Raw genomic sequence first — 26,491 nt, 5'->3', positions numbered from 1 at the left:
CCGGCCATCACAGGCCGTTGGCGCGGAACTTCCCGTCGAGGAACTTCTTGGCGCGCGGCACGTCGTCTTCCGAGAGATGCTCGATGATGACCGGGATGTTCGGATGCTTCTCCGAGAGCCGCTTGAGATAAAGGTCGTAGTTCAGCGAGCCGAGGCCAGGCGCCGGCAATTCGATTTCACCAACGCCGCGGAAAGTGTGGCTTTCCAGCGCGTCCTCGTCGCCGATATCGGCGTGCTTCTCGGACTTGTCGCCGCCCGAGCGCTTGACGTCCTTGGCGTGTGCAATCTTGATCTTGTCGGTCAGCGTGTCGAACACCTGGTTGAGGATCTGGTCCATCTTGTCGATGTTGTGCGTCTCGAAATAGTTGGTCGGATCCATCAACAGGCCGAGGCCAGGATGGTCGACCTGCGCGAACATCTTCACCGTCTCCTCGACCGAACCGACGACGTTGTTGACATAGGTCTCGAGCAGGAACACCGCGCCGTGGTCATAGGCGGTCTGGGCGAGGTCGGCGATCACCTTGCGGCATTCCTCGAACCCTTCCTCGGTCTTGTTCTTGGGGTGATGCACCCAGTCGGATTCGGTGTTGTAGGTGCCGGTCTCCGAGATCACGTAAGGCGAGCCGAAATGGCGGGCGTTACGGATGATTTCCTTCAGATAGCCGACGCGCTTGTCGCGCTCGGCCTTGTCGGGATGAATGATGTTGGTGTAGCCCGACACGCAGCAGACCGGCAGGTTGTTGTCACGGAAGACGTCGCGCACCTTCTTCGCCTTGTCCTTGGTGATCTGGCCTGCCGACAGGTCGACATCCTTGAAGTGGAGGTCGAGTTGCACCGTGTTGAAACCGAGCCCGCGGATCTTCTTCGCTGTCTCTTCGAGACCGTGCGGAAAATAGCCCGTGAAAATACCTGCCTGCATCATGGTGTGAATTCCTCCCTGTAAGCGATTCAGTTGTCTGGTGTTTCAGCTGCGTTGATCAGATGGCGATTTCGGAAAGCCTGACCGTGCGGCCCTCGTCGATCGAGCGATAACCCGCCTCCACAAGCGCCATGGTCTTGACGTTGTCGGCGACCGACAGCGCCGGCGGCGTGCCGGTCTTCACCGCGTGCTGGAGCTGCTCCATCACGCCAATGAAGGCATGCGGGAACCACATCGTGTCCCAGCTGGGCGTCACCCATTTGCCGTCGGTGGTCTCGGTCGAGGCGTAGGTCAGCGTCGAGGCGGAACCTGTCGGCCAGCCGATCGTGCCCTTGGCGACGCCCTTGGTGCCGTCGACGCGCCAATTTATATGCTGGTCGTCCTTGTAGCCGTCCTGGCGCGGGCCGGACCACACATCCTCCAGCGACACGGCGAGCACGCCGGACGGGAAGCGCAGCGTCGAGACGGTGATGCCGTCGGAATGGTCGAATTTCGTGCGCGGATCCTTGCGCGTCAGCGTCGTGATTTCATCCGGGTCGCCGAACAGGAAACGCAGCACGTCGAGATGGTGCACGCTCATATTGGCGAGCGTCAGCCGGTCGTAATCCTCGAGGAAGGCCTGCCAGTGCGGGATGGCGTGCATGTCGATCTGCGCGAAGACAATGTCGCCAAGCGCACCGCTGTCGATGATCTGCTTCAGCACGCGCATCGACTGGTCGTAGCGCATGTTCTGATTGACGGAGAGGATCTTGCCGGCCTTCGCCGCCTCGTCACGCAGCTTGACCGCTTCCTCGACCGACAGCGCCAATGGCTTCTGCGCCAGGACAGCCTTGATGTGCTTCTGCTTCAGCGCATGGCGGATCAACGCCGGCTGCTGATCGGGCGGAAAGGCAAGGTCGATGATCTCGACATTGGTGTCCTCGATCAGCCGTTCCGGCGTGTCGTGCACGATCGGGATGCCCCAGCGCGTGGCCACCTTCTGTGCATTCGCCCTGGTGCGCGAGGCAATCGCCACCACCGGGAAGCCCGCTTCCTTGTAGGCAGCGAGATGGCACTCGGCCATGATCATGCCGGCGCCGACGCAACCGATCCTGTATTCTTTCGTGCGGACCTTCACGTCCGGCTCGAAGCCTTTGCCTGCCATGTTATCCTCCCGAAACTCTTTCCTCGCGGCCGCAATCATCGTGCCAGCGCTCCCCCGCTCTGTCCGAAATAATGCACTCTGGCCGGCTCGCAGGATATCGCCACCATTGCATCGGGCCTGATGTCGGGCTGGCCGCGCAACAGCGCCTTCAGCCGTGCCTGCCCGGCTTCGAGGGTCACCACGGTGTAGCCACCGAGCGGCTCGACCTCGAACACCCGCGCCGGGCGGCCTGACACCCCGTCAGCCCCGCCCCCCTCCGCCCACGGTCTGACCTTGATGTCTTCCGGCCTGAGCCCGATCTCGACGGCATCGGCGGGAGCCGTCTTGTCTGCAATGCGGATCGTGCCTTCGGCGGCCTCGACGCCGCCCTCGCCGCGCGCCGATTTCAATATGTTCATCATCGGCGAGCCGAGCAGCCGCGCCACATAGGTGCTGGCCGGGCGGTCGTAGATCTCGGCCGGAGCTCCGATCTGCCTGATCCTGCCATGCTCCAGGATGGCGATGCGGTCGGCGACCGACATCGCCTCTTCCTGGTCATGCGTGACATAGATCAGCGTCTTGCCGAGTTCGCGCTGGATGCGCTTCAACTCGACCCGCGTCTCCTCGCGCAGCCTGGCGTCAAGCGCCGAGATCGGATCGTCCATCAGATACGCATTGGGATCGCGCACCAGCGCACGCGCGATCGCCACGCGCTGCCGCTCGCCGCCCGAAAGCTGCGCCGGCGGCTTGTGCAGGATGTGGCCTATATGCAGCTTCGCCGCGACATCGGCGACCCGCTTGCCGATCGCGGCCTCGGCGACCCCGCGTTCGACCAGGGGGAAGCGCACATTGTCGAGTGCGCTCATATGCGGGAACAGCGCCAGGTTCTGGAACACCATGGCGACGTTGCGCTCGGCCGGCGACACCGTGTTGACCAGCTTGCCACCGATCAGGATGTCTCCGGTATCCGGCGTCTCCAGCCCGAGCACCAGGCGCAGGATTGTCGACTTGCCCGACAGCGGCGGCCCGAAGAAGCAGAAGAACTCGTTGTCGTTGACCGTGAACGAGGCGTCGTCGACGGCGAGCGTGCCGCCGTAGCGCTTGGTCACATTGCGAAAGACGATATCAGCCATGCTTCAACCCGCCTTCATCGCAACGCCGGTAGCGGCATCGAAGATACGCACCGACGACGCGGCGGGCGCGACGACGGCGATGTCGCCGATCACCAGTCCGACGTCATTGTCGAACACCGTCTTCACGGCAGCCTCGCTCTGGCCGAGATGAACGATGGTGCGTGCACCGATCCGTTCGACGAAGCTGACCTGCATGGCGAGGCCCTGCCCGTCTTGCACCAGCGAGGCCTGTTCCGGCCGAAATCCGTAAAGCACGTCGCCGCGCGCGCCACGCAATGCGGCCGCGAGTTCGCCCGGCAGCGGCGGCGTGACGCCCAGGGGTCCGAGATCGACGACCACCCCCCGGTCGCTCTCCGCCGGCCTGCCCTTGAGAAGATTCATGCCGGGCGCGCCGATGAAGCGCGCGACGAAGACATTGGCCGGATCGTTGTAGACCTCGAGCGGCGTGCCGACCTGTTGCAGTACGCCATGGTCCATGACCGCGATGCGGTCGGCCATGGTCATCGCCTCGAGCTGGTCATGGGTGACGTAGACCATGGTCTGGCGGAACTGGCGCTGCAACTGTTTCAGCTCGGTGCGCATGACAGCCCGGAAGGCGGCATCGACATTGGAGAGCGGTTCATCGAGCAGGAAGATCGCCGGCTCCATGATCGCCGAACGGCCGATCGCCACGCGCTGCAAGATGTTGACCGACAGCCGGTCGGCCTTGCGGTCGAGCAGCCGCGTCAGTTGCAGCATTTCGGCGATGGCGCCGACACGGCGGTCGATCTCGGCTTTCGCCGCGCCACGCATCCTCGGTCCGTAGGCGAGGTTCTGGCGCACCGTCATATGGGTGAAGATGGCGTAGTTCTGGAAGACGAAGCCGACACCGCGCCGCCCCATCGGCACGCCTGCCATATCGCGTTCGCCGAACAGAATCCTGCCGCCGGTCGGCTCCTCCATGCCGGCGATCATGTTCATCGTTGTCGACTTGCCGCAGCCCGACGGCCCGAGCAGCGCCATGAACTCGCCGTCGGCGATGGCCAGATCCATCGTCTTCAGCGCGGTGAAATCGCCGAATTTCTTGACCAGGTTCTGCAGGTGGATCGCGCTCATGCCGGCACCTGCCTTGCCCGCGCCATGCGCTTAATCGCGAACACGGCGACGATAGAGAGCACGATCAGTATGGCCAGCGCGATCGCCGCCACATAGCCCCAGATCAGGTCCTGCGTGGTGAGCTTGTAGATGTAGACGGAGATGGTCTCGGTGGCGACGCCGGGGCCACCACCGGTCATGATGTAGAGCGTGTCGAAGATCTTGAAGTTCTCGATCACCCGGATCGCCAGCGCGATGATGATGATCGTCTTCATCTTCGGCAGCACGATGGTGACAAAGCGTTGCCAGGGATTGGCGCCGAGCAGCGTCGCCGCCTTGATCTGGTCCTCCGGCACGCCGACCAGGCCGGCAAGCAGGATGAGGAACATCAGCGGTGTCCATTGCCAGATGTCGGCGACCATGACGGCGATCAACGCCAGCGTCGGATCCGACAGCCAGGCGATGGTGACGGGAGAACCGGTGAGCGACGACAGGATGTCGTTCACAGGGCCGCCCGACTGGAACAGCATGAAGAACATGTAGCCGGCGACCGCTGGCACCACCATCATCGGCATCAGCAGGATCGAGTAGAATATCCGCTTGCCCGGAAAATCGTCTGCAAACAGCGTCGCCAGCGCCAAACCAAGCAGGAATTCCGCCGGCACGCAGACGACCATGACGATGGCCGTGCGCTTCAGCGCGCTCCAGAAGCGCGCATCGGCGGCAAGGTCGGTGTAGTTGGCAAAACTGTTCCACAGCGACCAGGCGTTCCACCAGCCGAGGCCCGACAGCGGCGACCAGTCGGTGACGCTGATGTAGAGCTGCATCAACAGCGGGAAGGCCGAGATGAACAGGACGAGGACCTGCGCCGGCAGCGTCAGCCGGAAGCCGAGCCTAGCGCCCTCGTCACGCGGAGCCGGTCTTGCCTGGACGGCTTTCATCACGTCCTCCGAAATCGTCCCAGTCACCGCGCTCATTGCTTGAGCGCCCCGAAGGTCAGCCCTCGCACCAGATGGCGCTGGATGGCGATGCCCATGATGACTGGCGGCACGGCGGCGATCAGGCCGAGCGCTGCCTTGGCGCCGTAGAGCTGTCCGGTCATCGAGGATGACAGCGAGGCCATGTAGACGGGGATCGTCACCCATTCGCGCGTCGTTAACAGCAGCGCGATCAGATAGTCCGACCAGTTGAGGATGAAGACGAAGAGCGCGGCACTGGCCAGCGGCGCGCGCATCATCGGCAGCGTGATGCGGGTGAAGACGCGCAACCGCGAACAGCCCTCGACCAGGGCCGCCTCCTCGATCTCGCGCGGCATGTCGTCGAAGAAGGCCTTCATCAGCCAGAAGGCGAATGGCAGGGTGACGATGCCGTAGATCAGCGACAGCCCCCACCAGCTGTCGGTGAAATTGAGGAACGACCACATGATCATCACCGGGATCATGACCGCCATCGGCGGAAACAGCCTGAGCTGGATCAGCGCCAGCGGCAGGTTCTGGCCGGAGCCGAAGCGCGACAGCCCGTAAGCCGCGGCCGTACCAGCCGACATGGCGATTGCCGTTCCGAACACCGCCGACAGCAGCGATGAGAGGATCGGCTTCAGCGCCGTGCGGTCGAGCGCGACGATCAGATTGTTGGTCGACTCGCCGAAGACGAAGCGGAAATTGCTGAGCGTCGGGTTCTTCGGCCACCATGTCAGGTCGGCCCCGGTCGCCGACCATTCGGCGATCGGCTTGAAGGCCATCGACACCATCCACAGGATCGGCACCAGCGTCACCGCCATCGCCGCGAGGATCGCGGCGTAGCGGAAAATCTCGAAGGGGATGGAACGCTTCATCTGGCTGCTTTTGCTGGTGGCGTCGGTTGCGGAGGGGAAGAGCAGGTGCTCCTCCCCTCCGGCTCTGATCTAGGGAGACGGATCAGCTGATCGGATCGAGAACGGTCGGCCAGGCCTCCTTGTTGGTCTTGATGGCTTCGAGAAGCTTGTCCTCGCCGATGCGCCGGGCGATCTTCTTCCACTCGGTCTCGGTGTCGGCCATGGACTGCTCTGATGTCTTCGCCTTGGTCAGCGAGGCCATGAGGTTTTCGTCCAACGCATTGTGGAAGGCGGTGGCGCCGGGATAGTTGATGGTCGGCACCGTGCGGGCGACCGTCTCGCGCACAATGTCCATGTGGTAGGCATGGTAGGTCTGGCGCACCAGCGGATCGGAGAAATCCGAAAGCCGGAATGGATCCAGATAGCCGCCTGGGTTGGCGCTCATCCAGGCGTAGATGCGGGCGGAGCCCAGCCATTGCAGCAGGAGATAGGCGACCTCCTGGTTTTTCGACTGCGACGAGACCATGCCGGTCAGCGAGAACCACAGCACGGAACGGCTGATCAGCTTGCCGTCGATCTCGCGACCGGGCGGCAGCATCGAGCCGATCTTGCCGGTGACAGCCGAATCCTTGTTGCCGGCATTGTCGAGGAACTTCGGCAGGTTTGAGAAGGCGCAGGTCATCGCCGCCCCGCCCTTGGCGAAATTGCCATACTGTTCCGGCCAGCCCCACGAGATCGCGTCCGGCGAATGGTGCGCGAGCGACGCGACATATTCGTTGGTGGCGGCGATGCCTTGCTCGGAATTGATCAGCGGCTTGCCGTCATCGCCAAACAGGAACTGGTTGGGCGAAGCCATGGAGACGTAGCGCTGATACCAGTTGGTGTAGCCCCAGCCCTGGTTGCGCAGGTCGGTCGAGCCGAACAGGCCCTTGTCCGGGCGCTGGAAGAAGGCGGCGATGTCGCCATGCTGCTTCCATGTCTTCGGCGGCGCCAGATCGTAGCCGTACTTGTCCTTGAAGGCCTTCTTCTCGGCTTCGTCGCCGAACAGGTCGGTGCGGTAGACCAAGGTCTGGAAGTCGCCGTCGAGCGACACGCCATAGTTCGAGCCGCGATATTTGTTGAGCAGCGATACGCCCTTGGCGCCGTCGACATAGCCGGTCTTGGGATCGTCCCATTCCGGCTTGTATTGCGCGACAAAGTCGTCGAGCTTGGCGATGCCGCCGGTCTCGGCGAGGTCGCCGAGACGGTTCCATTCGGTCGAATAGATGTCGTAGGCCCCACCCTTGGTGGAGATGTCCTGCATCGTCTTGGTGAATTCCTGGCCGTTCGGCAGACCGACGATTTCGATCGGAATGCCGGTCTCCTTTTCCCACAGATCCTTGATCGACGGCGCGCCGGCCGGAAAAGGCTGCGTCAGCTGGCCGATCGAACCATCCGAGAGACCGAGCACGATCTTGGCTGGTGCCTTGCCGGCGCCCTTCAACGCCTTGGTGGCCTCGATGGCGCGGCCTTCCGGTGTGTCGGCGCCATACTGGTAGCGCTCGGCTCCGTCGAAGCCCGTCGGGCCGCCGATCATGCCTGGCGCCAGCGCGTCCGCCGCGTAGGCGCGGCTGGGACGAATGAATTTCGGTGCAATGCCTGCGGCAGCCATGATGACGGCCGCCTTTCCTCCGGACGCCAACAAGCGGCGCCGCGACATGCGGATCAAATTGGACATTGGAACTCCTCCCTCAGGGCCACGTTTCCTCCACGACCCTATGAGGGATATTGACGGCAGCACGGTAAGGCTGTCAACATCATAAATAATCAAAACACCTCACAACATTGCAAAAAAGGCGAGAAAATGCATCGTTCCGGGGTCCACACACCACTTCTGATGCCTCGATTTGATGGGAAGCTCCCCTTCCAAACCCCACTCATTCCTGTCGGACGAATTGATTTAGCCCCGCAGCTTGCACATCGGCCAAGGCCGGATACATCATTTCCCATCAGAATCGCGGATGGCACGGAAGCCGTCGCCAGACGACCTGACGCATGCAGGAGATGAAAGACGGTGCGGTCCACCCTGACTGACATAGCCCGGGAAGCTGGTGTCTCGCCCGCCACGGTCGACCGTGTGCTCAACAACCGCCCCGGCGTTCGGGCGCGCACGCGTGAAATCGTGCTCGAAATGGCGCAGCGGCTTGGCTACATCGCCGAGGGCCCGAACGGGGCGCCGCCAAGGCCCTTGCCAGGCGACATCATCCGGCTCGATTTCGCGCTGCCCGCCGGCACCAATTCCTTCATCAAGATGCTGCACCGCCAGATCGAGGCGCAGGCCCTTGCGCGCCCCGATCTCGATGTGCACATCGCCACCATAGAGGGCTTCAATCCCGACCGGCTCGCCCGTTTGCTGCAGGACCTGCGCGGACAGACGCAAGGCGTCGGCGTCATCGCGCTCGACCATCCGACGGTGCGCGAGGCGATCCGCTCGTTGTCGGCCAACGACATCAAGGTGGTGACCATCGCCTCCGACATCTTGCATGTGCCGAGGGTCGCCTATATCGGCATCGACAACCGCGCCGCCGGCCGCCTGGCCGGCTATCTGCTCAACCGCTTCATGGGATCAGGGCGTCCGGGCAAGGTGGCGCTGTTCGCCGGCTCGCTTTCCTATCGCGGCCACGAAGAACGCGAGATGGGGTTCCGCCATATCCTGACCGAGGAATCGCCGAATCTGCAGATCGTCGAGATGCGCGAAATGCTCGACGACCGCGAGAAGGCCTATTCGGAGGCGTCCGCCCTTCTGGAACGGCACCCGGATCTTGCCGCGATCTACAATGTCGGCGCCGGCAACACCGGCATCGCCCGCGCGCTCAAGGAGCGCGGCCGCGCGCAGTCCATGGTTTTCCTCGGCCATGAGGTGACTGAAGGCACCAAGGATCTTCTGCTCGACGGCACGCTCGACGCGGTCATCGACCAGAACCCGCGCGTCGAGGCGCGTGAGGCGCTCAACACCTTGACCCATGCGGTCAGGGGGCTGCCCTACGAATTGCACCAGCCAAGGCTGCAGGTGATCTTCAAGGAGAACATTCCGGAGATTTGATGGGCAGGCCTAGTCGGGGCTCTCCGTTTCCGGATAAAGCGCCTTCGCCAGGTCGCGGATTGCGTCGGCGGTGCGTGGGCCGAAGCCAATCATGTAGGCGCCGTCGAGCACGATCAGTGCCTTGTTTGCCGCCGCCGGCGTTGCCGCCAGCGCACGGTTGCCGAACACCTGCTCGGGCGTCGGTCCACCCTTGCCGTCGCTCATCATCAGGATCACGTCAGGCGCCATCTCGATCAGCTTTTCCTCCGACGCCGCCTTGTAGCCCTCGACCACATCCATCGGGTTGAGGCCACCGGCATAGCGGATAATGGCATTAGCCGAGGTGCCGGCGCCGGCGGCGCTCAACTTCTCGAGACCATGGAAGAACACCACCTTTCTGCGCCGTTCCGGCGGGATTCTTGCAGCCAGATCGGCGGCCGCCTGAAAGGCCGTCAGCACCTCGGCGGAAACAGTCCTGCCCTTTTCCTCGAGCCCCAGGCTGGCAGCGATCAACGCGATCTTGCGCTCGATGCCTTGCGGGCTGTTGTCCTGCGGGATGAAGACGATCGGGAATGCCAGCGACTTCAGCACCTCAAGCGCTTCGGGCGGCCCGCAATCCTCGGCCGCCAGGATCAGATCGGGACGCAGTCCGGCCAGCCCTTCCGCCGAAAGCTGGCGGCGATAGCCGACATTGGGCTTCCCAGTCACCGATGGCGGATACTTGCTGCCCCGGTCGACGGCAATGATCCGTTCGCCGGCACCGAGCGCATGGACGATCTCGGTGACGTCGGAGCCAAGCGTCAGGATTCTGGTTGCCGCTCCCGGCGCGACGGTTCGTCCCAGCGCGTCGACAACACTTTCACCGGCCAGGGCCTTGAAGCCGCAGGAAGGCGCCAGCACCGACAGCGCCAGAAGCAGCATCGCTGCGATCCTGCCTGGCTGGAACCAACCGATCCGCCTGCCCTCACCCACACTCCCGACCATGCTTCTGCTCCTGTCCAATTGCCTTTTCGATGAAGATGTCGGGCCTATAAATTTAAAGTTGACTTATGTCATCATGTTTTAATATGTGAGCCTGGTCCCCGCCACTTGGGTCGAGGGATTCCATCATGCCAGCCAAGGCCCGTTCAGCCATCGCCAGCAGTTTCGCTTTTGCTTGGGGGCTGCATGACAACGACAACAAACACGACCTTGATGGCGAGCACTGCGCTTGCCTTCGTGCTCGGCCTGTACGCGGCGCCGCAGGCCAGCGCGCAAGAGCAGAAGGGGGCGACCGCCAAGACCGCCCGCCTGGCACCAGCCACTGCCAAGCAGAACCAGCCTGCAACGGTGCTCGACCTCATCACCATCTCGGCGACGATGATCAAGACCGCCGTCATCGAATCGATGGCCGCCATCAGCGCCGTCGATTCCGACGAGCTCGACCGCATCCAACCCGAGACCGCCGCCGACATCTTCCGCACCACGCCCGGCGTCGCCGCCTCGATGAACGGCGACGACCCCGCGACAGCCATCAACATTCGCGGCTTGGAACAGTATGGCCGCGTCGTGGTGACGCTCGACGGCGCCCGCCAGGATTACTGGCGCGTCGGCCACGGTTCAGGCTCGTTCTACGTGGAGCCGGACCTGATCAAGGAAGCCACCGTCATTCGCGGCCCGGTGTCGAATGCCTATGGTTCGGGCGGCATTGGCGGCGTCGTCTCCTTCGAGACCAAGGATGCCGGCGATTTCCTCAAGAAGGACGAGCGCTGGGCGCTGAGCGAGAAGCTCGGCTACGAGGACAATGGCGACGGCTTCACCACCAGCACCACCGGCGCCTACCGCTTCAGCGACGATGCCGACATCATCGGCAACCTCGTCTATCGCAACCGCGACAGCTACACCGACGGCAATGGTGAAACCGTGCCCTGGACCGGCGAGCGGGTGACCAGCGGCTATTTGAAGACGACACTGCGGCCAGCCGACGGCCACGAGCTGAAGCTCGGCGCCATCCTGCAGCGCTACAACGACCAGATCACCGGCTCGAGCGGCTCGACCTCGCCGACGCTGAGCCGCTACGATACCAACACCACCAACCAGACCTACACGGCCGCCTACACCTGGAAGCCTGACGACAACCAGCTGATCGACCTCAGCGCCAATGCCTACCACAACCGCACCCGTGCCGAGCAGACGCAGGTCTGGCCCACCTCGGCGATCGGCAATTTCCGCTTCTACGACGTCGCCACGTCGGGCTTCAATGTGAAGAACTCCTCGCGCTTCGACGCCTGGGGGTTAGCCCATACGCTGACTTACGGGCTCGACTATTACTATCTCGAGGCGTCCTCGGAAGCCGCGCATTTCGGCGCCGGCGAGCAGCAGGGCTATGGCGGCTTCCTGCAGTGGCAAGGCGACTATGAGACCTGGCTGCAGGTGATCACGGCCCTGCGCTATGACGGCTACCAGCTCGACGGCGAGACCCGCTCCGTGCCGCCGGAACAGGCGTCGATCTCCGGCGACCGCTGGTCGCCGCGCCTGACCGTCGGTGTCACACTCTTCGAAGGCTTCCAGCTCTACGGCACCTACTCCGAAGGCTACCGGGCACCGGGCCTGCAGGATGTCTTCCGTGGCGGCGGCGCGCATGGCGGCGCCGACAGCTACCGGCCCAATCTCCTGCTGCAGCCCGAGACGGCGAAGAACTGGGAGGCCGGCATCAACATGAAATACGACGATGTGCTGACGGCGGGCGACCGGCTGCGCGCCAAACTCAACGTCTTCCACACCGATGTCGAGGACTATATCGACGTCGATCTCACCGTCCTGCCGCGCACGGCGATCAACATCGGCGATGCGCGTCAGAAGGGCGTCGAGGCCGAGATGGTCTATGACTACGGCCGGGGTTTCGTGAATCTCGCCGGCGCGCTGATAAACGCCAAGGTCATCAGCGGCGTCTACGCCGGCCAGGCGCTCAACAACACGCCGCTCGACCGGTTCTCGGTCACGCTCGGGTTCCGCATGCTGGAGGATCAGCTCACAGTCGGCGCGCAATATCTCAGCGTCGGCAAGATCACCCGCACCAGCCGCAGCAATCCCGGCGCCGTGCCGGTCGTCGATGACGGTTTCGATCTGGTCAACGTCTTCGCCAACTGGCGCATCAACGACAACGCCAGGCTCGATTTCGCTGTCGATAACGTCTTTAACACCGCCTACACCGACCCGCAAAGCGCATGGTCAACCACGGCGGCTACCGAACAAGGCAAGGGCCGCACCTTCAAGGTGGCCCTCACAGGCAGGATCGGAGGCTGACAATGAGCAAGGCATCGGCGAGCGAACTGACCTGCGAGGCGCGTCTCGACCTGCGGCACCTGCCCGACTACATGGGCCGCATCAGCGACAGGCTGCGGAGTTTCGAGGCCGATGCTTCGCAGCATGGGCAGCGCATCGATTTCCGCTTTGCCTTCGGCGGCGCCTCCTTCGACATGGAGCGTCTGGTGATGCGGGCCAACGCCACCGACCGAGACGGCCTCGCCCGCATCAAGGACCTGCTCGCTACGGCGGTGGAGGTGTATGCCGAGGAGGAAAATCCCGAGATCGTCTGGACAGGCGATCTCGCCGGCGAGACCCGCCTCGCCCAGTTCCGCGAGATGGTGGTGACCGATGTTCGCCACCTCACCCCGCATATGAGCCGCATCCGCTTGGCGGGCGACGATCTCACCCGCTTCGCCAAGTTCGGCGGCATGCATATCCGCATGCTGTTTCCGACCCGGGAGGTCCCCGATCCACTATGGCCGATGCTCGGCGACAATGGCCTGCCGGTCTGGCCTGGCGATGACCGGCGGCCGGTGGCGCGCGTCTACACCATCCGCGCGCTCGACGCGGACAAGGGCATCATCGATGTCGACTTCCTCGTCCATCCCGGCGAGAGCGTCGGCTCGGCCTGGGCCATGCAGGCGGCACCCGGCATGAAGGTCGGTATCATGGGGCCAGTCGGCCGCCCGGTGCGACCGGCACAATGGTACGTCATGGGCGCCGACGAAACCGGCCTGCCGGCGCTGGCGCGGCTGCTGGAGACGCTGCCCGCGCAAACCAAGGGCGTTGCCTTCGTCGAAATCGCCGATCATGCCGAAAGACAGGAGATCGCCAACGCCACCGCCATTGAGCTGCACTGGCTAACAAGGGACGGCGCACCGGCAGGCGAGGACAAGCTGCTGGCCGAGGCCGTCCGCTCGGTGGCGTGGCCGAAGGACGTTTCGACCTTCGGCTGGTTCGCGGCGGAAGCCGCCGCCGCGAAGATCGTCCGCGAGCACTGGCGCGACACGCTGGTGCTTGGCCGCGATCAGACGCTCGCCGCTGCCTACTGGCGTCGTGGCTCCGCCGGTTTGATGGCTGGCTGAACGCCGACGATCGCCCGGCCACCCTCGCTCGAGCTGATTGTGATCCGGTCGCCGGAGGCGATGCTCGAAATATCGCACACCACCAGCGGCATGCGAATATCGTAGAGAAACTCGGCGACGATGGCGCCCACAGCCAGGATCGGGTCCGGCCGTTTCATCAGGATGGCCGCCGGCGCGGTGCCCCTGCGGATCGCCTCGGCCAGAACCGAGGATGAGGACGACGAACCGCGCCCGCTCGGCATGACCAGGATGCTGCCGGCGACATTCTGGCCAAGGTCCGGATGCGAATGATCGATGACGTCGCCGGTCTCCGCATCTATGCCGCCCCAGAAGCTGAGCGCCTGCGAAAACACCAGGGCCTGTCCTGCAGCTTCCCCGGCCAGTTGGAAAGTGCCGGTCCGTTCGACGGACTTTGTTTCCACCGGCTGCGTCATGAGCCGCTCCGCACGACATGCCCGACTGCCGCGGAGCGGATGCAATCCTTCATCTCGGCGAAGGCGACGGACACGCCGATATTGCCTGGCGCGTAGTGCGCCCATTTGCCGGAATTGGTCATCACCACCCCGTCGAGACGCTCGAGGATCGAGGTGACATAGGTGCAGGTGTCGGCGACGGGGATGAGGCCGAATGCTTCCATGCCGGTCAGCGCGCCCTCCTCCTGCAATCGCGTCAGCGTCGCGCGCCCGGTGTTGACGTATATCGGGATGCCCCTGCCCGGAGCGACCGCGCGCAGCAACGGCAACAGGCGCATCCATTCCTCATGCGAGAAATGCGGCGTCCCGAGCGACACGGCCGCCAACGGCACGCCATCCGGCACGGTCGACAGCCTGGCCAGCGCATGGTCGATGTCGGCGCGGGTGATGCGGACCGTTTCCTCCGGAGCTTGGCCATCGAACGCTTCATCGAGCGTCCTCGCCTCGGGCGTGATGCCGACCGCATGGAACAACGCCACCGCACCGGTCGTTGCCGCCGCCGCCCCCAGCGCCTTCAACTGGTCTTCGTCGCGGGGCCGAGGCAGGCCTGAGATCACCGGAATGCGGTCGCCGCTGGCTTGCCCGATGATCAGCCCGACGCCGACGAACAGGCTGTCACTCGGCTCCGGCTCGGGAACGGCCAGCTCGAACAAGATCCGCCCGCGCCGGTTGCCGCTCAGATGCAGACCCCAGGCCGGCGCCCGCCCGGTCATGGCGCAGCACAGATCGATGAAATCGCCATAGCGGTTGGTGCGCGCGCCGATCACGGAATTGGCAAAGACGATGGCGTTGGATTCACCCCAGGCGATCTGCTCGCCAAATGCTGGCCGAAACCGCGTCTGGTAGGGCGCGCAGGTGAAGGTCGCCTGGCAGCCGAGCTCCATATGCGCCGTCATCAGCCGCCGCGCCGGCGCCTCTTCCGCCGCCGGCATCTTCACCATGCCGGGATGGATGAGATCGAACGAGCCGACATTAAGCGTCGTCGGCACCTGGACACGACCGCCGCCCTCGACCAGCCGTTCGACGAAATCAAGCCCTGCCTTGCCATGGTAGAGGCAGCCATCGATATGGGAGCCGGAAATATCGAGCAGGCTGCCTGCCCCGACCGCATTGGAAAACGCGACCAGGATTTTCATCGCGGCGGCAGCCGACGAACCTTGTTCGCCGTCGAGCATGGATCGGTCTCGCGCACTCAGTTCCAAGGTCATCGGTATGCTCCGGCTTGTGCCCGGTTATGCTGTCCCTGATTGCGAACAGTCTGGCAAGAGCCGGCGTGAGCATCAGCCCGCCGCGATCAGCACCGTGCTATCCGGCGACCAGCGCAGAACCACGTCCTGCCCCTCCGCCAGCCTGTCAGCGCCGGTATTCTGCACGATCACCTTCAGCGTCTGGCCGGCACGCTCGACAAAATAGGTGCTGTTGTTGCCGGCGAAGATGCGCTTCGACACTTGCCCCTTCAGCATGTTGGCGTTGGCCGTATCCGGAGCCCCGGCATCGGTGGCGATGCGGATGCGTTCGGGGCGCACGGCACAGCTCGCCTTGGCGCCGGCGGCAAGCTTGGCACCCGCTCCAGCGGCAATCGCGGTGCCGTCCGGCAGGCGAATGCCGTTGCCCGTCGCGTCGCCGCGAAAGATGTTGGCGTCGCCAAGGAAGGTGGCGGCGAACTCGCTCTTTGGCCGGTCGTAGATCTCCTCCGGCGGCCCTTCCTGCACCAGCCTGCCATCGCGCAATATGCCGATGCGGTCGCTCATCGTCAGCGCCTCTTCCTGGTCGTGGGTGACGAAGATGGTGGTGATGCCGATCTCGCGCTGGATGCGTTTCAGTTCGATCTGCATGTCGACGCGCAGCGCCTTGTCGAGCGCGCCGAGCGGCTCGTCGAGCAAAAGCACGCGGGGCTTGGTGACGATGGCGCGGGCGAGTGCCACACGCTGGCGCTGGCCGCCGGACAGTTGATGTGGCCGTCGGCCGCCGAGCTTGCCGAGTTGCACGAGGTCGAGCGCACGTTGCACTTCCGTTGCAATCACTGCCTTGGCCTCACCACGCACCGAAAGGCCGAAGGCGACATTGTCTGCGACGCTCATATTGGGGAACAGCGCATAGTTCTGGAACACCATGCCGATACGCCGCTTTTCGACCGGCACCCGCTCGACGCTTTCGCCGCCGATGGCGATGCGGCCGGAATCGGGAAAATCGAAACCGGCGATCTGGCGCAGCAGTGTGGTCTTGCCGCTACCCGAGGGCCCGAGCAGCGCATAGAAGCCGCCATCGGCGAAATCGATGGAGACATCGTCCAGCGCCTTGTGCGCGCCAAAGCTGCGGGAGACATTCGATACCTGCACGCCGGCCATTATTTTTCTCCGCCGAATTTGAAGAAGCGCGCCGTGAGCAGCATGAGCGCCATCGACACGACGATGATGATCGTCGAGACCGCATTGATCTCGGGTGTGAAACCCTTGCGGATTGCGGCATAGATTTCGACCGGCAGCGTCGTCTGGCCGGGCGTCGCCAGGAAGTAGGAGACGACGAATTGGTCGAACGATACGGCAAACGCAAACAGCCCGCCGGCGATGACGCCGGGCATGATCCAGGGCAGCGTGACGCGGTTCGTCACTTGCCACTGGTTGGCACCGAGCGAGCGCGCCGCCTCTTCAAGCTCTGGCGCGAAGGTCTGCAGCCGGGCCGAGACGACGACGATGACGTAGGGCAAGGCCAACGCGACATGGCCGAGCAGGATGGCGAACAGGCCGCGCCCGATGCCGACACCGAAGAAGAAGATCAGCATTGCCGTGCCGGTGATCAGCCACGGAATGGCGATCGGCGGAAACAGCAGCGCCTGCAGGAATTTCTTGCCACGGAATTCATAGCGATAGAGCGCCAGCGACGCCGCCGAACCGAGGACGGTGCAGATGATGGTGGTGATGACGGCGATTTCGAGGCTGTTCCAGGTGGCGGAGATCAGCTGGTCGTTCTGCCACAGCGAGGCGTACCATTCCGTCGTCCATTCGAACGGCAATTGGTAGAAAGGCGAGACGTTGAACGACATCAGCGCCATGATGATGATCGGCAGATAGAGGAAGGCGAGCAGCAGCCCGATGTAGAGGCGGCCGAGCCATTCGAGGATGCGTGTCGTCATCATCAGGCAGCCCTCCGCAGCACCGGCGCCGCCAGCGCCAGGATGACCAGTACGACGGCCAGCAGGATGAAGGAGAGCGCGGCACCGAGCGGCCAGTTGAACACCGCGACGAACTGGTCCTCGATGACCGTGCCGTAAAAGGTGCCGGTGCGCCCGCCAAGGATGCGCGGCTCCATGAACGAGCCGACGACAGGTACGAAGATGAGCGCCGCGCCCGCCACCAGCCCCGGCATCGACAGCGGGATGATCACCCGCTTCAGCACCTGCAGCCGCGAGGCGCCGAGCGAGCGCCCCGCCTCGATCAGCGAGTCGTCGATCGCCTGCAGGGTGAGGTAGCAGGTCAGCACCATGTAGGGCACATAGGAGTGCACCAGCCCGATGATGACGGCCGGATAGGAATACATCAGATCAATGTTGATCTTGAACGGCAGCACCGCGTTGAGTGCGGTGTCGAGAATGCCGCCTTCACGCAGCACCATCGCCCAGGAGAAGATGCGCACCAGCCCGTTCGACCAGAACGGCAGGATGACGAGCAGGAAGATCGCCTCGCGGCTACGGCCCTTCAACACCTTGGCGAGCACGTAGGCAGCGGGATAGCCGATGACGATGCACCACAAAGTCACTTCGAGGCCAAGCCGCAGCGAGGCCAGGAGCAGCGTCAGATAAAGGCCCTGCGAGAAGAAGGCGGTGTAGTTGCCGAGCGTGAACGCCCACGGCTTTCCCGACAGCGGCAGCTCGGTCATGAAGGAGAAGAACACCATGGCCGACAATGGCAGGAAGATCGCCACCGTCAGCCAGAGATAGGCGGGCGCAAGCAGCGGTAGTGCCGATCTCAGCCCGCCGCGCGATGCGGTCGCACCCTGCGCTGCCATGATACCCTCCTCCCCAGGATTGGAAGAACCAGCCGGCGTGAGCCGGCCGGCCCGGACGTCGACTTTACTTCACGTCGACCTTGAGCTGCTGCCACAGCGCCAGATAGGCCTCGCGTTGCGCGTCGGTTATCGGCGCCTGGAACTGGATGCGCTTGGCAACCTCGGGATCACCCATCACCTTGCGGTTAAAGGCATCCTGGGGCAGTGCTTCCACCGCCTTGGTGTTGGCGGACACTGGAGCGCCGACCTTGGTGACCCATTCGACATAGAATTTCGGGTCGATCATGTAGTTGATGAAAGCCTCGGCGCCGGCGACATTCTTGGAGCCTGCCGGAATGGAAAAAGCGTCGAGCCAGGCGACGGCGCCTTCCTGGGGGATGACCAGCGAGACCGGCAGCTTGAAGTGCGTCTTGGCACGATCCGCCGAGCCGCTCCAGTAGGTGCCGATGTCGATCTGGTTGGAGGCGACCATCTGGTTCCAGTCGTTCTCCGAGCTCCAGAAGGTCTTGATCTGCGGCATCAGCGAGGTGAGCTTCGTCTTGACCGCGTCCATATCCTTGATGTCGTTGATGTTCTGGCCGGTGGCGATGGCACCGAACTGGACCGCCTCGACGGCGTCGTCGCGGATGACGACGCGGCCCTTGTGGGCGGGGTCCCACATTTCGGCGATGCTCGTCGGTGGCTTGTCGAACGACTTTTCGTTGATGGCGAGCGCGGTCAGGCCCCAGACCCACGGCACGCCATAGACCTTGCCGTCATGGTCGAGCATCGGCGAGCTGGCCTTGTCCTTGCTGATGTCGGCATAGTTCGGCAGCTTGGACGTATCGATCGGCTGGATCAGCTTTTCGGCCATCGCCTGGTCGTTGAAGGCGGCATTGATCATGACGACGTCGTAGAGGCCGGGATTGGTCCGGATTTTGGTCAGCATTTCCTGTTCGGAATTGAAGAAGTCGTTGACGACCTTGTGGCCCGTCGCCTTCTCGAAGGCGGCGATGGCCCATGGTTCGTCGGCACCATAGCCCTTCCAGTTGAGCACATGCACTTCGTCGGCCTTGGCTGCGAAGGCGAGTGCTGAGGTGAAGACGGCGGTCGCCGTCAACAGGGCAGTCAAATCAGGCATGCGCATGTTCGTTCCTCTCTTTGGTTTGCCCGCTTCCCGGGCTTGTCAGGCTGTCTGATGGGCCTTCCGGTTCTGGCCAGGATCGCCGGTCGACGGACCGTCGGCATGGCTCAGGAATGTCTGGATCTCGTCGTCGGTCGGCGCCGATGACCCGCCGTGGCGGGTGACCGAAATGGCCGCCGCCGCATTGGCGTAGCGCGCTGCCTCGAACGGCGGCACGCCGCGCGCCAACGCACTGACGAAAGCGCCGATATGGGTATCGCCGGCGCCGTTGGTGTCGATGGCGGCGACCTCGAATCCGGCAATGGTTTGCGCAGTGCCGTCGGCCAGCCACGCATGACAGCCCTTCGCGCCGGCGCGGATGATGACGCCCGCTGCCTTCGGGCAGTGATCGGCCAGCAGCCGTGCGGCGACCGCGTCGACATCGCCCGGACCGGCGATCTCGACCGCCTCCGCCGTGTTGCAGCTCAGCCATGTCGTGCGGGCGAGCACCCGCGACAGGATCGGGCGTGGAATGTCCGATACGATCGGCGTCGGATCAAAGACGAAGGGAATTTCGGACGGCAGCGCTTCGATCCAGTCGGTCAGCGCGTCGCGGCTCCTGGGATAGCTCAGCGTGTAGCCGGAGGTGAACACCCAGTCTCCCGGCGCGACCGAGACAGGCGCCATCATGTCAAGGCTGAGCACGCTTTCCGCGCCGGGCCACGAGACGAAGGTGCGTTCGGCGTCCCTCGAGATCATGGCGACGCAATTGCCGCTGTCCATGACGGGCGATGGCGGCGTCAGCATCTCGATACCCTCGGCGGCGAAGGCAGCGCGCAGGAAATCTCCGTTCGGCCCACTGCCGAGCTGGCCGCCGAACACCACTTTCATGCCGGTGCGGGCCGCCGCGACCATCATGTTGAAGCCGCCGCCGGCGACCCGGGCGAAGCTCGATGCGGTTTTTTCCATGCCGGGCGCCGGCAAGGCATCGATGCGGTAGACATAATCCACCACCGCGCTGCCGATATGGACGAGACGCCCGCTCATGCCGCTACGTCCTTGCCGGACCCGGCTTTCGCCACTCTTGCCGCCACGAGGTCGGTGGCCAGCGCGCGAACCTCAGCCAAGTCGATGCCCTTTAGCCGCGCGATATGCTGCTGCGGCAGTTGGGAAAAGCCCATGCAGGCGCCGGCCATGCCGGCCGCGATGGCGCCGATCGTGTCGGTGTCGCCGCCGAGATTGGCGCTGATGACCGCCGCCTGCCACGGATTGCCGCCGGCGACTTCCAGTACCGCGAAGGCGGCAGGAATGGATTCCTGGCTGGCGACGCCGGTGCCGACCAGGTCGGTGATCAGCCGGATCGCATCCCCCGTCGCCTTGCCGCGCACTGTATCCTGCGCCCAGACGATACGCGCGGCGATGTCGCCACCGGTCACCCAATGGCCGAGCGTCGCCCCTTGCCTCGCCGCCGCGACGGCGCTGTCGGAAGCGGCGCGCCAGTCACCACCGGCAACGCCACGGCTGACGGCGGCCGCGACGGCGGAGGCCGACGCAATCGCGATCGAGGTGTTGTGTGTCGCCCGGCAGGTCTCGGCGACTTTGGCGACCAGCGCGTCGAGTGGCTCCGGCGGCATCATGATGCCGACCGGCGCGATGCGCATGGCCGCGCCATTGGTATCGCCGCCGCGCCCCGCCTCTTCCGCCGGCACGCCGTTGTTGATGGCGTCGATGGCGCGTTTGGTCGACGGCCCCAGCAGATCGTAGCTGCCGCGCGCCTTGACCTCACGCTCCCAGTCGAGCAGCGCGTTGACCCAGCGCGTGTGGTCGAAGCGCTCGCCCGATTCAACGAGAATGCGGCCGAGCAGCAGCGCCTGCTCGGTATCATCGGTAATGGTGCCGGCGAGCAGTCCCTTCGACACCGGATGATCGGCGAAGGGTGCGATGAAATCCTCGACATGTCCGTAGAGGTCGGCAATCCGTGCTGGCGACAAAAGCTGCGTCGGCATGCCGAGCGCGTCTCCCAGCGCTCCGCCGACAAGTGCGCCCATGGCGCGATCGAGCGTGTCCCTGGTGGTGTCCGGCATCGCTCAGAACCTCATATGCAGCGCGAAATGCGCCGGGTTGAGCAGGCTGGTCACATATTCGATCGGCCGATCGTCGGCGGCACGCGTCAGCCGGCGGCCGCGCAGGAACGGCGTGCCTTGCGGGCAGCCGAGAATGGCGGCATCCTCGGCATTGAGCATTTCGATGCCGACCCATTCCTCGCCATGGTCGGGAATGAGCCCGGCGCCGCGCAGCGTCTGGTGCAGTGACCCTTCGCGCAGGCCACGCAACGGCACGTCTTCCAGTTCGGGCGACAGTGGCAGGCGGCTGCGCTCGATGGAGATCGCGTGGCCATCGCTGGCATTGGTGCGCACCCGGTCGACGGCGATGAAGAAAGGGCTTTCGATGCCAAGCAGGGATGCCAGATCGGCGTCCTCGATGACCTCCAGTCGCAGCGTGCGGGTCTCGGCATTGGCGCCCGCATTGGCCAGCGCCCGCGACCAGCCGACCGCGTCGTCGACTGGCTTGCCATCGAAGGTGACGAAGGAGCCGATACCGACCTTGGTGGTAATCAACCCACGGCTCAACAGCTCCTCGAGGCCTTTGCGCACGGTGTTGCGGCTGACGGAAAAGCGCTGGACGAGCTCGTTCTCGCTTTGCAGACGGTCGCCGAAACCGAGAACCCCGGAGCGGATTTCATGCTCCAGAACGGTGGCTATCTGCTCGGGCTTTCCCGTGCCGGGAGACAGTTGAACCGCACGCCGTTTCATATGGGCACCTGTTCAGTGAACCTGTATAGTCCTGTTCAATATATTGACATGGGTCTCGTGTCAACGGGATGCCGAGGCAGGCCAAACGGGCAGCGAACGCTGCGGAAATGCGGACAAAGCGGGTTATGCGGCCGGACGGCAAGACGCCGAAAGCCCTAACATGGTTGCCGAAAAATCCCGATCAATCAGGGGGATAGAGGCAAATCCTGAATCAGCTTGATCGAACTGGCGCAGGCATAGACACCTCACGGGGCTCGATGAGGATGTCGGCCTCGATCGCGGCATTGATGAACGCCGCGCGCGCCACCGAGGCCTCTTTCTTCCCTTCAAGCACGGCCAGGCAGGCCTTGCGAGCGACCATGTGCCTTTGCCCTGTCGCAACCGGCCACCGGTTCATCAGAATGTCGGCAGCTTGAGCGACCCTCTCCACGTTGAAGATCGTGTTCCCCGAGCGGCCGAGCGCAATCCTGACCGGCTCGTCGAAACGCTGGTCCCGCACCACCTCACCTCCCGAAATCGAACGTGCCAACCTAATTTCCGCTATTGTGATAGGTTCCGGAAGGAAGGTGCAAGATGTCCGATTCCAATGGCCAGAAAAGTCCCAAGCTGATCGTCGTGGTCGCGTTCGATCGTGGCGAGGACGGCGAATTGTTTGCGGCCTTCGGCCCTGCCGACCAGCAGAGCGAGGACCGCGCCATACGCACCGCCAGGGCTCTGGCGTCAAAACATGCCGGCGTCATCGCCTGGAGCCGCGACGCCGACCCAACGATGGGCGAATACGGCCCGCCGAACACGCTGTTTGTCAGCGGCGACGTACCGGACATGGAGTAAAGGATCGGCGCCTGGATGCTGGCCCGCACTTAATACGGACGGCCAAGCCCGGAAATATCGCCAAAACGCCGATACTGGCTAGGCGGCGCACTAGGCCAAGCCGAAAAAATAAAATCTCGTTTTAATATTTGCTCGCTTGAAGGAACTGTTTTCTCTCGGTCCCGTTTGTTTCTAGGTCGTTTATTCCAATGACCTCCACAGAGAGGAATATCCAGATGAACTTCAAGATGCTCGCTATGGGCGCGATGGCGCTTGCAATGATGACTGGTTCGGCCCTTGCCGGCGGCAGCACCGGAACATCCGCGCTCGACGATCCGGCAAAGATGTCGCCCTTCTTCACCGACGCCGGTATGAAGACCATGAAGTCCGAGGCGGAATTCAAGGCCGCCTGGATGGCCATGAAGGAAGAAGATCGTGCAGGCATGATGAAGGAATGTGGCGACGAGGCCATTGCCAAGTCCCATGACAATTTCTGCAAAATGACCAAGCAGCTCGGCGGCGCGAACTGACGCACTTCGCTTCCGGCGCATGCCCCAAGACAGCCGAAATAGGCGGGCCAAGTGCCCGCCTATTTTCAACGCGATGTGGAATCACATCACCGTGCCAGGCGGATTCAATTCGCGACAACGGGCGGGTAAAGGTATATGTCCACGTTTGGAGAGGCAAAACGCCGCTCGTCTGGCTTAGTGCCCCATGTTTCAACCCATCGCGAATATCGAAGACGCGCAGACGCTGGCGCAGGCCATCGTCAACACGATCAACGAGCCGTTTCTCGTCCTCGACGAGCAGTTTCGCGTGCTGGCGGCCAGCCGCTCCTTCTACAAGACATTCGAAGTCGACCCCGCGCAGACCCAGGGCTCGCTGCTCTACGCGCTCGGTGACGGTCAGTGGGATATTCCCGCCCTTCGCTTGTTGCTGGAGACGATCATTCCCGAGAAGACCGCCATGGACGGTTTCGAGGTCGAGCATGATTTCCCGCGGATTGGCCGCCGCACCATGCTGCTCAATGCCCGCAAGGTGCTTTACGACCATAGTTCAGCCATCACCATCCTTCTGGCCTTCAACGACATAACCGCCCGTCGTGTCATTGAGCGGGAAAAGGAAGATCTGCTCAAGCGCACCGAAGATCTGCTCCACCAGAAAGACGTCCTGCTGCGCGAAATGGAGCACCGGGTTGCCAACAGCCTGCAGATCATTGCCAGCATCCTGTTGCTGAAGGCGCGCTCGGTCACGTCGGAAGAGACGCGCCAGCATCTCAAGGACGCCCATCAACGGGTTCTGTCCGTGGCCGAAGTGCAGCGCCATCTTCACACTTCGGCTGGCATCGACGAGATCGACGTTGGGTCCTACCTTTCGAAACTGTGCGGCAGCCTTGCCGCATCGATGATTGGCGAAGTCCAGCCGATCGACGTTACCGTTATCGCCGAAGGCGGCAGGATCGATTCGCAGCGCGCCGTCAGCCTCGGCCTGATCGTCACCGAACTCGTTCTGAACGCCATCAAATATGCCTTCCCCAAGGAGAAGACCGACGCCCGTATCCAGGTAACGTTCGAGACCGCGGGCAGCGATTGGAAGCTGACGGTTTCGGACAATGGCGTTGGCAAGATCGCCAATGACTTGCCGGCCACCGGCCTTGGAACGGCCATCGTCGAGGCTCTGGTGAAGCAACTGGAGGCCAAGGTGGAAGTCGTCAGCGACACCGACGGCACCAGCGTGTCGGTGACCCGGGCGACGTTTACCTCACGGGTGCCGCGGGCGGCTTGAAACCACTGCCACGATACATGCCTCCCGAGTGCTGATCTGGTTGAGGGGATGGCTGCCCAAAACCGTCGGGACTTCAGCGCATCCGGCCCTGGTAAACTGCCGCGCATTGCCAGCAGCGACCAGGCAAATTTGCAGCGTCATCTTCCCTGGCGTTCATCCGATTCTTTTTTGATCAGACAGTGCGATCAATACGGCGGATGGCCTTGATGGTCTCTGCCTCCGCCACCCCAATCAGCGCATCGATTCCCTGGATGGTCTCGATATGGCCGCGCGCTGCCACCATCCGTCGCAGGGCGTGAAGATCATCGCGAATTTCGCAGAGTGTTGTCCGGAGCGTCAGGGGCATTATCAGCCTTCCACAACTCAACGGTACCGACGCAAGCCGGTTCCCTCGACCGCAAAAAGCAAAGCCCGCCACGGCAGAACCGGAGCGGGCCTTGGGGGAGGACAAGGGGTGGGACCCTCTCCTCTTGTTTCCACGGGGGGTGTGGACCGCAACCACCATAAGAGATCCTTGCGGAACGCCGGATCACAAGCCGACCTGAACTCATCACAATCCGGTGCGCCGCGGTGTTGGCGCGGTCACGAGATTGCGAGCCCGGCGATGACCGGGCGGAACGGCTAGATGCGTCCGAGCACGACAAGCACGATGATGATCAGCAGCACCAGTCCAAGCCCACCGCCGCCATAATATCCGGTTCCGTAGAACGGACCGCCGCCAAGGCCACTGAACCCGCCGAGCAGTGCAATGATAAGAATGATGATTAGTATGGTGCCTAAGCTCATGGGTTTTCCCGCTCCTGTAGGCGCTGATGCGCCGGTCTCAACATCGCGCCATTCGCATGTTGCTGGGAATGAACGCTTTCAGCGCGTTAGCGTTCCGCGCGACCTGTCGGTAGCGGAATCGGCGGAAAAAACCTGATTCACGCGGAATGCCCGCCTGGAGTGGCGGGCCTTCCGATCGGCCGGATGCCAGGAGAGTGCGGTCAAAGCCCCACGGCTGCTTCTGTACTTCCGATCCCGGTGCTCTTTTGGCCTCGGCGGCGGGCGGGCGGGCAGCAGGCGTCAGCGTTCATGCGGCCTTGTTGTCAGGCGATCCCGTAGAACAGCCTGTAGGGCACGCGATGCATGTAAGCGCGGTATTCCGGCAAGGTGGCCAGCAGGGCCTCTTCACGCAGGATGCGATACAGCTGGAGGTAAGTGATCACGGCGTAGACGGCCAAATTGTAGAAGGAAAAAGCCGACAGCAGGAACAGAATATGGCCAGCAAGGTAGCCGGCATAGATCGGGTGTCGCACCAGACGGTAGGCACCGCCGGTCATCACGCCGCGATTGGCGGGCAGGATGGCAAAGGAACGCCCCAACGATATCTTCCCCCAGATGACGAACCACAACGCCAGGAACTGCAGAGGTGCGGCGACATAAACCGGGATAATGGTGATGCCCGGCTCAAGGGTGATGAAGGCGGCGCCAAAACTGGCGATTACGGAGACGACCACGGTGAGCGGGTTCCAGTCGCGCGTCACCGGCCGCCGTGACAGCAGCAGCCAAGTGAAGGTCAACACCTCGGAAATCGCCATCAGCGCGATGTTGAGCCGGGTCGGATCCTGCACGAAGTGATACACGCCGCGGTAGACAAAGAGCGCCGCGAAAGCCAGCGCGCAGGCGCGAAAGAAGCCCTCCCGCAGGTCGATCAGGATTTCGCGCTTTCGCGCCGCGGACAAAATCTCGTCCTCATTGGCCCGCGAAAGCGTTTCACTTTTTGACAGAAGCAATGCAAGCACCCCGATGTTCCCCTCGGGCCGACCTTTGCACGCAACCATTGCCGGGCAGTTAATTGACAAGATCAGATCGGTATTAAACCGGATATATATCACCGAAACCAGGCAGGGGTTGCCTTCCTCTATTCATGCAATCTATGCGGCGTACGGGATTGGACGTTCCTGCCTTGGCAGCTTCGCGATACAAAGCTCGTCCAGTCCCTATTAAGGGCCGCCTCAGCGTCAT

Annotated in this window: 27 protein-coding genes; 6 read left to right on the top strand and 21 right to left on the bottom strand. The window is 63.3% G+C overall.

Translation table 11 applies throughout. From position 1 onward, the window contains the following. Positions 1 to 7: 7 nt before the first annotated feature. The 7 genes from AC56QQ_RS13825 to AC56QQ_RS13795 all read right to left on the bottom strand — a co-directional run bounded on the left by AC56QQ_RS13825 (position 8) and on the right by AC56QQ_RS13795 (position 7,779). On the bottom strand, positions 8 to 922 hold the full coding sequence (locus AC56QQ_RS13825) for a sugar phosphate isomerase/epimerase family protein (protein ID WP_497127929.1): 915 nt from the start codon (positions 920 to 922) through the stop codon (positions 8 to 10). Between the two features lie 55 nt (positions 923 to 977). Then, positions 978 to 2,063, bottom strand: a complete 1,086-nt coding sequence (locus AC56QQ_RS13820) for a Gfo/Idh/MocA family protein (protein WP_497127927.1) — start codon at positions 2,061 to 2,063, stop codon at positions 978 to 980. A gap of 35 nt (positions 2,064 to 2,098) precedes the next feature. Continuing rightward, positions 2,099 to 3,175: an ABC transporter ATP-binding protein gene (locus AC56QQ_RS13815; RefSeq protein WP_489862210.1), complete on the bottom strand. Its 1,077-nt coding sequence runs from the start codon at positions 3,173 to 3,175 to the stop codon at positions 2,099 to 2,101. 3 nt (positions 3,176 to 3,178) lie between these two features. Next, the gene (locus tag AC56QQ_RS13810; RefSeq protein WP_497127925.1) at positions 3,179 to 4,270 is read right to left on the bottom strand and encodes an ABC transporter ATP-binding protein; all 1,092 of its coding nucleotides are present in this window, start codon (positions 4,268 to 4,270) and stop codon (positions 3,179 to 3,181) included. Then, positions 4,267 to 5,226 (bottom strand): carbohydrate ABC transporter permease, encoded by a 960-nt coding sequence (locus tag AC56QQ_RS13805; RefSeq protein ID WP_497127923.1) that lies wholly within the window; start codon positions 5,224 to 5,226, stop codon positions 4,267 to 4,269. Before AC56QQ_RS13805 ends, AC56QQ_RS13810 begins: the two co-directional genes overlap by 4 nt. Then, complete coding sequence (locus tag AC56QQ_RS13800) at positions 5,223 to 6,083, bottom strand: carbohydrate ABC transporter permease (RefSeq protein WP_497127922.1); 861 nt, start codon at positions 6,081 to 6,083, stop codon at positions 5,223 to 5,225. Before AC56QQ_RS13800 ends, AC56QQ_RS13805 begins: the two co-directional genes overlap by 4 nt. A gap of 82 nt (positions 6,084 to 6,165) precedes the next feature. Next, a complete protein-coding gene (locus tag AC56QQ_RS13795) occupies positions 6,166 to 7,779 on the bottom strand; it encodes an ABC transporter substrate-binding protein (protein ID WP_497127921.1) in 1,614 nt (537 codons plus the stop codon). Positions 7,780 to 8,115: 336 nt separating this feature from the next. Here AC56QQ_RS13795 and AC56QQ_RS13790 point away from each other — a divergent pair, with 336 nt between their 5' ends. Then, positions 8,116 to 9,144, top strand: a complete 1,029-nt coding sequence (locus tag AC56QQ_RS13790) for a LacI family DNA-binding transcriptional regulator (protein WP_497127920.1) — start codon at positions 8,116 to 8,118, stop codon at positions 9,142 to 9,144. Between the two features lie 9 nt (positions 9,145 to 9,153). Here the strand turns inward: AC56QQ_RS13790 and AC56QQ_RS13785 are convergent, their stop codons facing one another. Beyond that, positions 9,154 to 10,107 (bottom strand): heme/hemin ABC transporter substrate-binding protein, encoded by a 954-nt coding sequence (locus AC56QQ_RS13785; RefSeq protein ID WP_497127919.1) that lies wholly within the window; start codon positions 10,105 to 10,107, stop codon positions 9,154 to 9,156. A gap of 183 nt (positions 10,108 to 10,290) precedes the next feature. On the opposite strand from AC56QQ_RS13785, the gene AC56QQ_RS13780 reads away from it, so the two are divergent. Both AC56QQ_RS13780 and AC56QQ_RS13775 read left to right on the top strand, forming a co-directional pair. After that, on the top strand, positions 10,291 to 12,408 hold the full coding sequence (locus tag AC56QQ_RS13780) for a TonB-dependent hemoglobin/transferrin/lactoferrin family receptor (protein ID WP_497127918.1): 2,118 nt from the start codon (positions 10,291 to 10,293) through the stop codon (positions 12,406 to 12,408). Positions 12,409 to 12,410: 2 nt separating this feature from the next. After that, on the top strand, positions 12,411 to 13,496 hold the full coding sequence (locus AC56QQ_RS13775; RefSeq protein ID WP_497127917.1) for an SIP domain-containing protein: 1,086 nt from the start codon (positions 12,411 to 12,413) through the stop codon (positions 13,494 to 13,496). Here AC56QQ_RS13775 and AC56QQ_RS13770 read toward each other — a convergent pair. From AC56QQ_RS13770 to AC56QQ_RS13725, 10 genes are all read right to left on the bottom strand, one after another. Beyond that, a complete protein-coding gene (locus tag AC56QQ_RS13770) occupies positions 13,457 to 13,930 on the bottom strand; it encodes an aconitase X swivel domain-containing protein (protein ID WP_497127916.1) in 474 nt (157 codons plus the stop codon). The genes AC56QQ_RS13775 and AC56QQ_RS13770 overlap by 40 nt on opposite strands. After that, positions 13,927 to 15,177 carry an aconitase X gene (locus tag AC56QQ_RS13765; RefSeq protein WP_497127915.1) on the bottom strand — a complete coding sequence of 417 codons (1,251 nt, stop codon included), beginning with the start codon at positions 15,175 to 15,177 and terminating at the stop codon, positions 13,927 to 13,929. Before AC56QQ_RS13765 ends, AC56QQ_RS13770 begins: the two co-directional genes overlap by 4 nt. A gap of 72 nt (positions 15,178 to 15,249) precedes the next feature. Beyond that, on the bottom strand, positions 15,250 to 16,317 hold the full coding sequence (locus AC56QQ_RS13760; protein WP_497127914.1) for an ABC transporter ATP-binding protein: 1,068 nt from the start codon (positions 16,315 to 16,317) through the stop codon (positions 15,250 to 15,252). Then, complete coding sequence (locus AC56QQ_RS13755; protein ID WP_497127913.1) at positions 16,317 to 17,105, bottom strand: ABC transporter permease; 789 nt, start codon at positions 17,103 to 17,105, stop codon at positions 16,317 to 16,319. The genes AC56QQ_RS13760 and AC56QQ_RS13755 overlap by 1 nt, the downstream gene beginning before the upstream one ends. Continuing rightward, positions 17,105 to 17,974 carry an ABC transporter permease gene (locus tag AC56QQ_RS13750; RefSeq protein ID WP_497127912.1) on the bottom strand — a complete coding sequence of 290 codons (870 nt, stop codon included), beginning with the start codon at positions 17,972 to 17,974 and terminating at the stop codon, positions 17,105 to 17,107. The genes AC56QQ_RS13755 and AC56QQ_RS13750 overlap by 1 nt, the downstream gene beginning before the upstream one ends. A 64-nt stretch (positions 17,975 to 18,038) precedes the next feature. Further along, on the bottom strand, positions 18,039 to 19,100 hold the full coding sequence (locus tag AC56QQ_RS13745) for an ABC transporter substrate-binding protein (protein WP_497127911.1): 1,062 nt from the start codon (positions 19,098 to 19,100) through the stop codon (positions 18,039 to 18,041). A gap of 39 nt (positions 19,101 to 19,139) precedes the next feature. Continuing rightward, positions 19,140 to 20,123, bottom strand: a complete 984-nt coding sequence (locus AC56QQ_RS13740) for a PfkB family carbohydrate kinase (protein WP_497127909.1) — start codon at positions 20,121 to 20,123, stop codon at positions 19,140 to 19,142. After that, entirely contained in the window at positions 20,120 to 21,160 is a 1,041-nt protein-coding gene (locus AC56QQ_RS13735; RefSeq protein WP_497127907.1) for an ADP-ribosylglycohydrolase family protein, read from the bottom strand. Before AC56QQ_RS13735 ends, AC56QQ_RS13740 begins: the two co-directional genes overlap by 4 nt. Before the next feature lie 3 nt (positions 21,161 to 21,163). After that, the gene (locus AC56QQ_RS13730; RefSeq protein ID WP_256753534.1) at positions 21,164 to 21,889 is read right to left on the bottom strand and encodes a GntR family transcriptional regulator; all 726 of its coding nucleotides are present in this window, start codon (positions 21,887 to 21,889) and stop codon (positions 21,164 to 21,166) included. 211 nt (positions 21,890 to 22,100) lie between these two features. Further along, positions 22,101 to 22,388: a DUF982 domain-containing protein gene (locus AC56QQ_RS13725; protein WP_497127905.1), complete on the bottom strand. Its 288-nt coding sequence runs from the start codon at positions 22,386 to 22,388 to the stop codon at positions 22,101 to 22,103. A gap of 74 nt (positions 22,389 to 22,462) precedes the next feature. Here AC56QQ_RS13725 and AC56QQ_RS13720 point away from each other — a divergent pair, with 74 nt between their 5' ends. From AC56QQ_RS13720 to AC56QQ_RS13710, 3 genes are all read left to right on the top strand, one after another. Further along, positions 22,463 to 22,720 (top strand): hypothetical protein, encoded by a 258-nt coding sequence (locus tag AC56QQ_RS13720; protein ID WP_497127903.1) that lies wholly within the window; start codon positions 22,463 to 22,465, stop codon positions 22,718 to 22,720. Between the two features lie 215 nt (positions 22,721 to 22,935). After that, complete coding sequence (locus AC56QQ_RS13715; RefSeq protein ID WP_489862229.1) at positions 22,936 to 23,229, top strand: hypothetical protein; 294 nt, start codon at positions 22,936 to 22,938, stop codon at positions 23,227 to 23,229. Between the two features lie 184 nt (positions 23,230 to 23,413). After that, positions 23,414 to 24,484: a sensor histidine kinase gene (locus tag AC56QQ_RS13710; protein WP_497127901.1), complete on the top strand. Its 1,071-nt coding sequence runs from the start codon at positions 23,414 to 23,416 to the stop codon at positions 24,482 to 24,484. A gap of 172 nt (positions 24,485 to 24,656) precedes the next feature. Here AC56QQ_RS13710 and AC56QQ_RS13705 read toward each other — a convergent pair whose 3' ends face one another. The 3 genes from AC56QQ_RS13705 to AC56QQ_RS13695 form a co-directional block, all read right to left on the bottom strand. After that, positions 24,657 to 24,830, bottom strand: coding sequence for a hypothetical protein (locus tag AC56QQ_RS13705; RefSeq protein WP_489862231.1), 174 nt, complete (start codon positions 24,828 to 24,830; stop codon positions 24,657 to 24,659). A gap of 275 nt (positions 24,831 to 25,105) precedes the next feature. Continuing rightward, positions 25,106 to 25,270, bottom strand: coding sequence for a DUF3309 family protein (locus AC56QQ_RS13700; RefSeq protein WP_091581271.1), 165 nt, complete (start codon positions 25,268 to 25,270; stop codon positions 25,106 to 25,108). Between the two features lie 302 nt (positions 25,271 to 25,572). Further along, positions 25,573 to 26,361 (bottom strand): methyltransferase family protein, encoded by a 789-nt coding sequence (locus tag AC56QQ_RS13695; RefSeq protein ID WP_489862232.1) that lies wholly within the window; start codon positions 26,359 to 26,361, stop codon positions 25,573 to 25,575. Positions 26,362 to 26,491 lie beyond the last annotated feature (130 nt).

Source organism: Mesorhizobium sp. RCAM 05099, from assembly GCF_059683685.1.
This window is presented reverse-complemented; position numbering and strand designations above follow the sequence as displayed.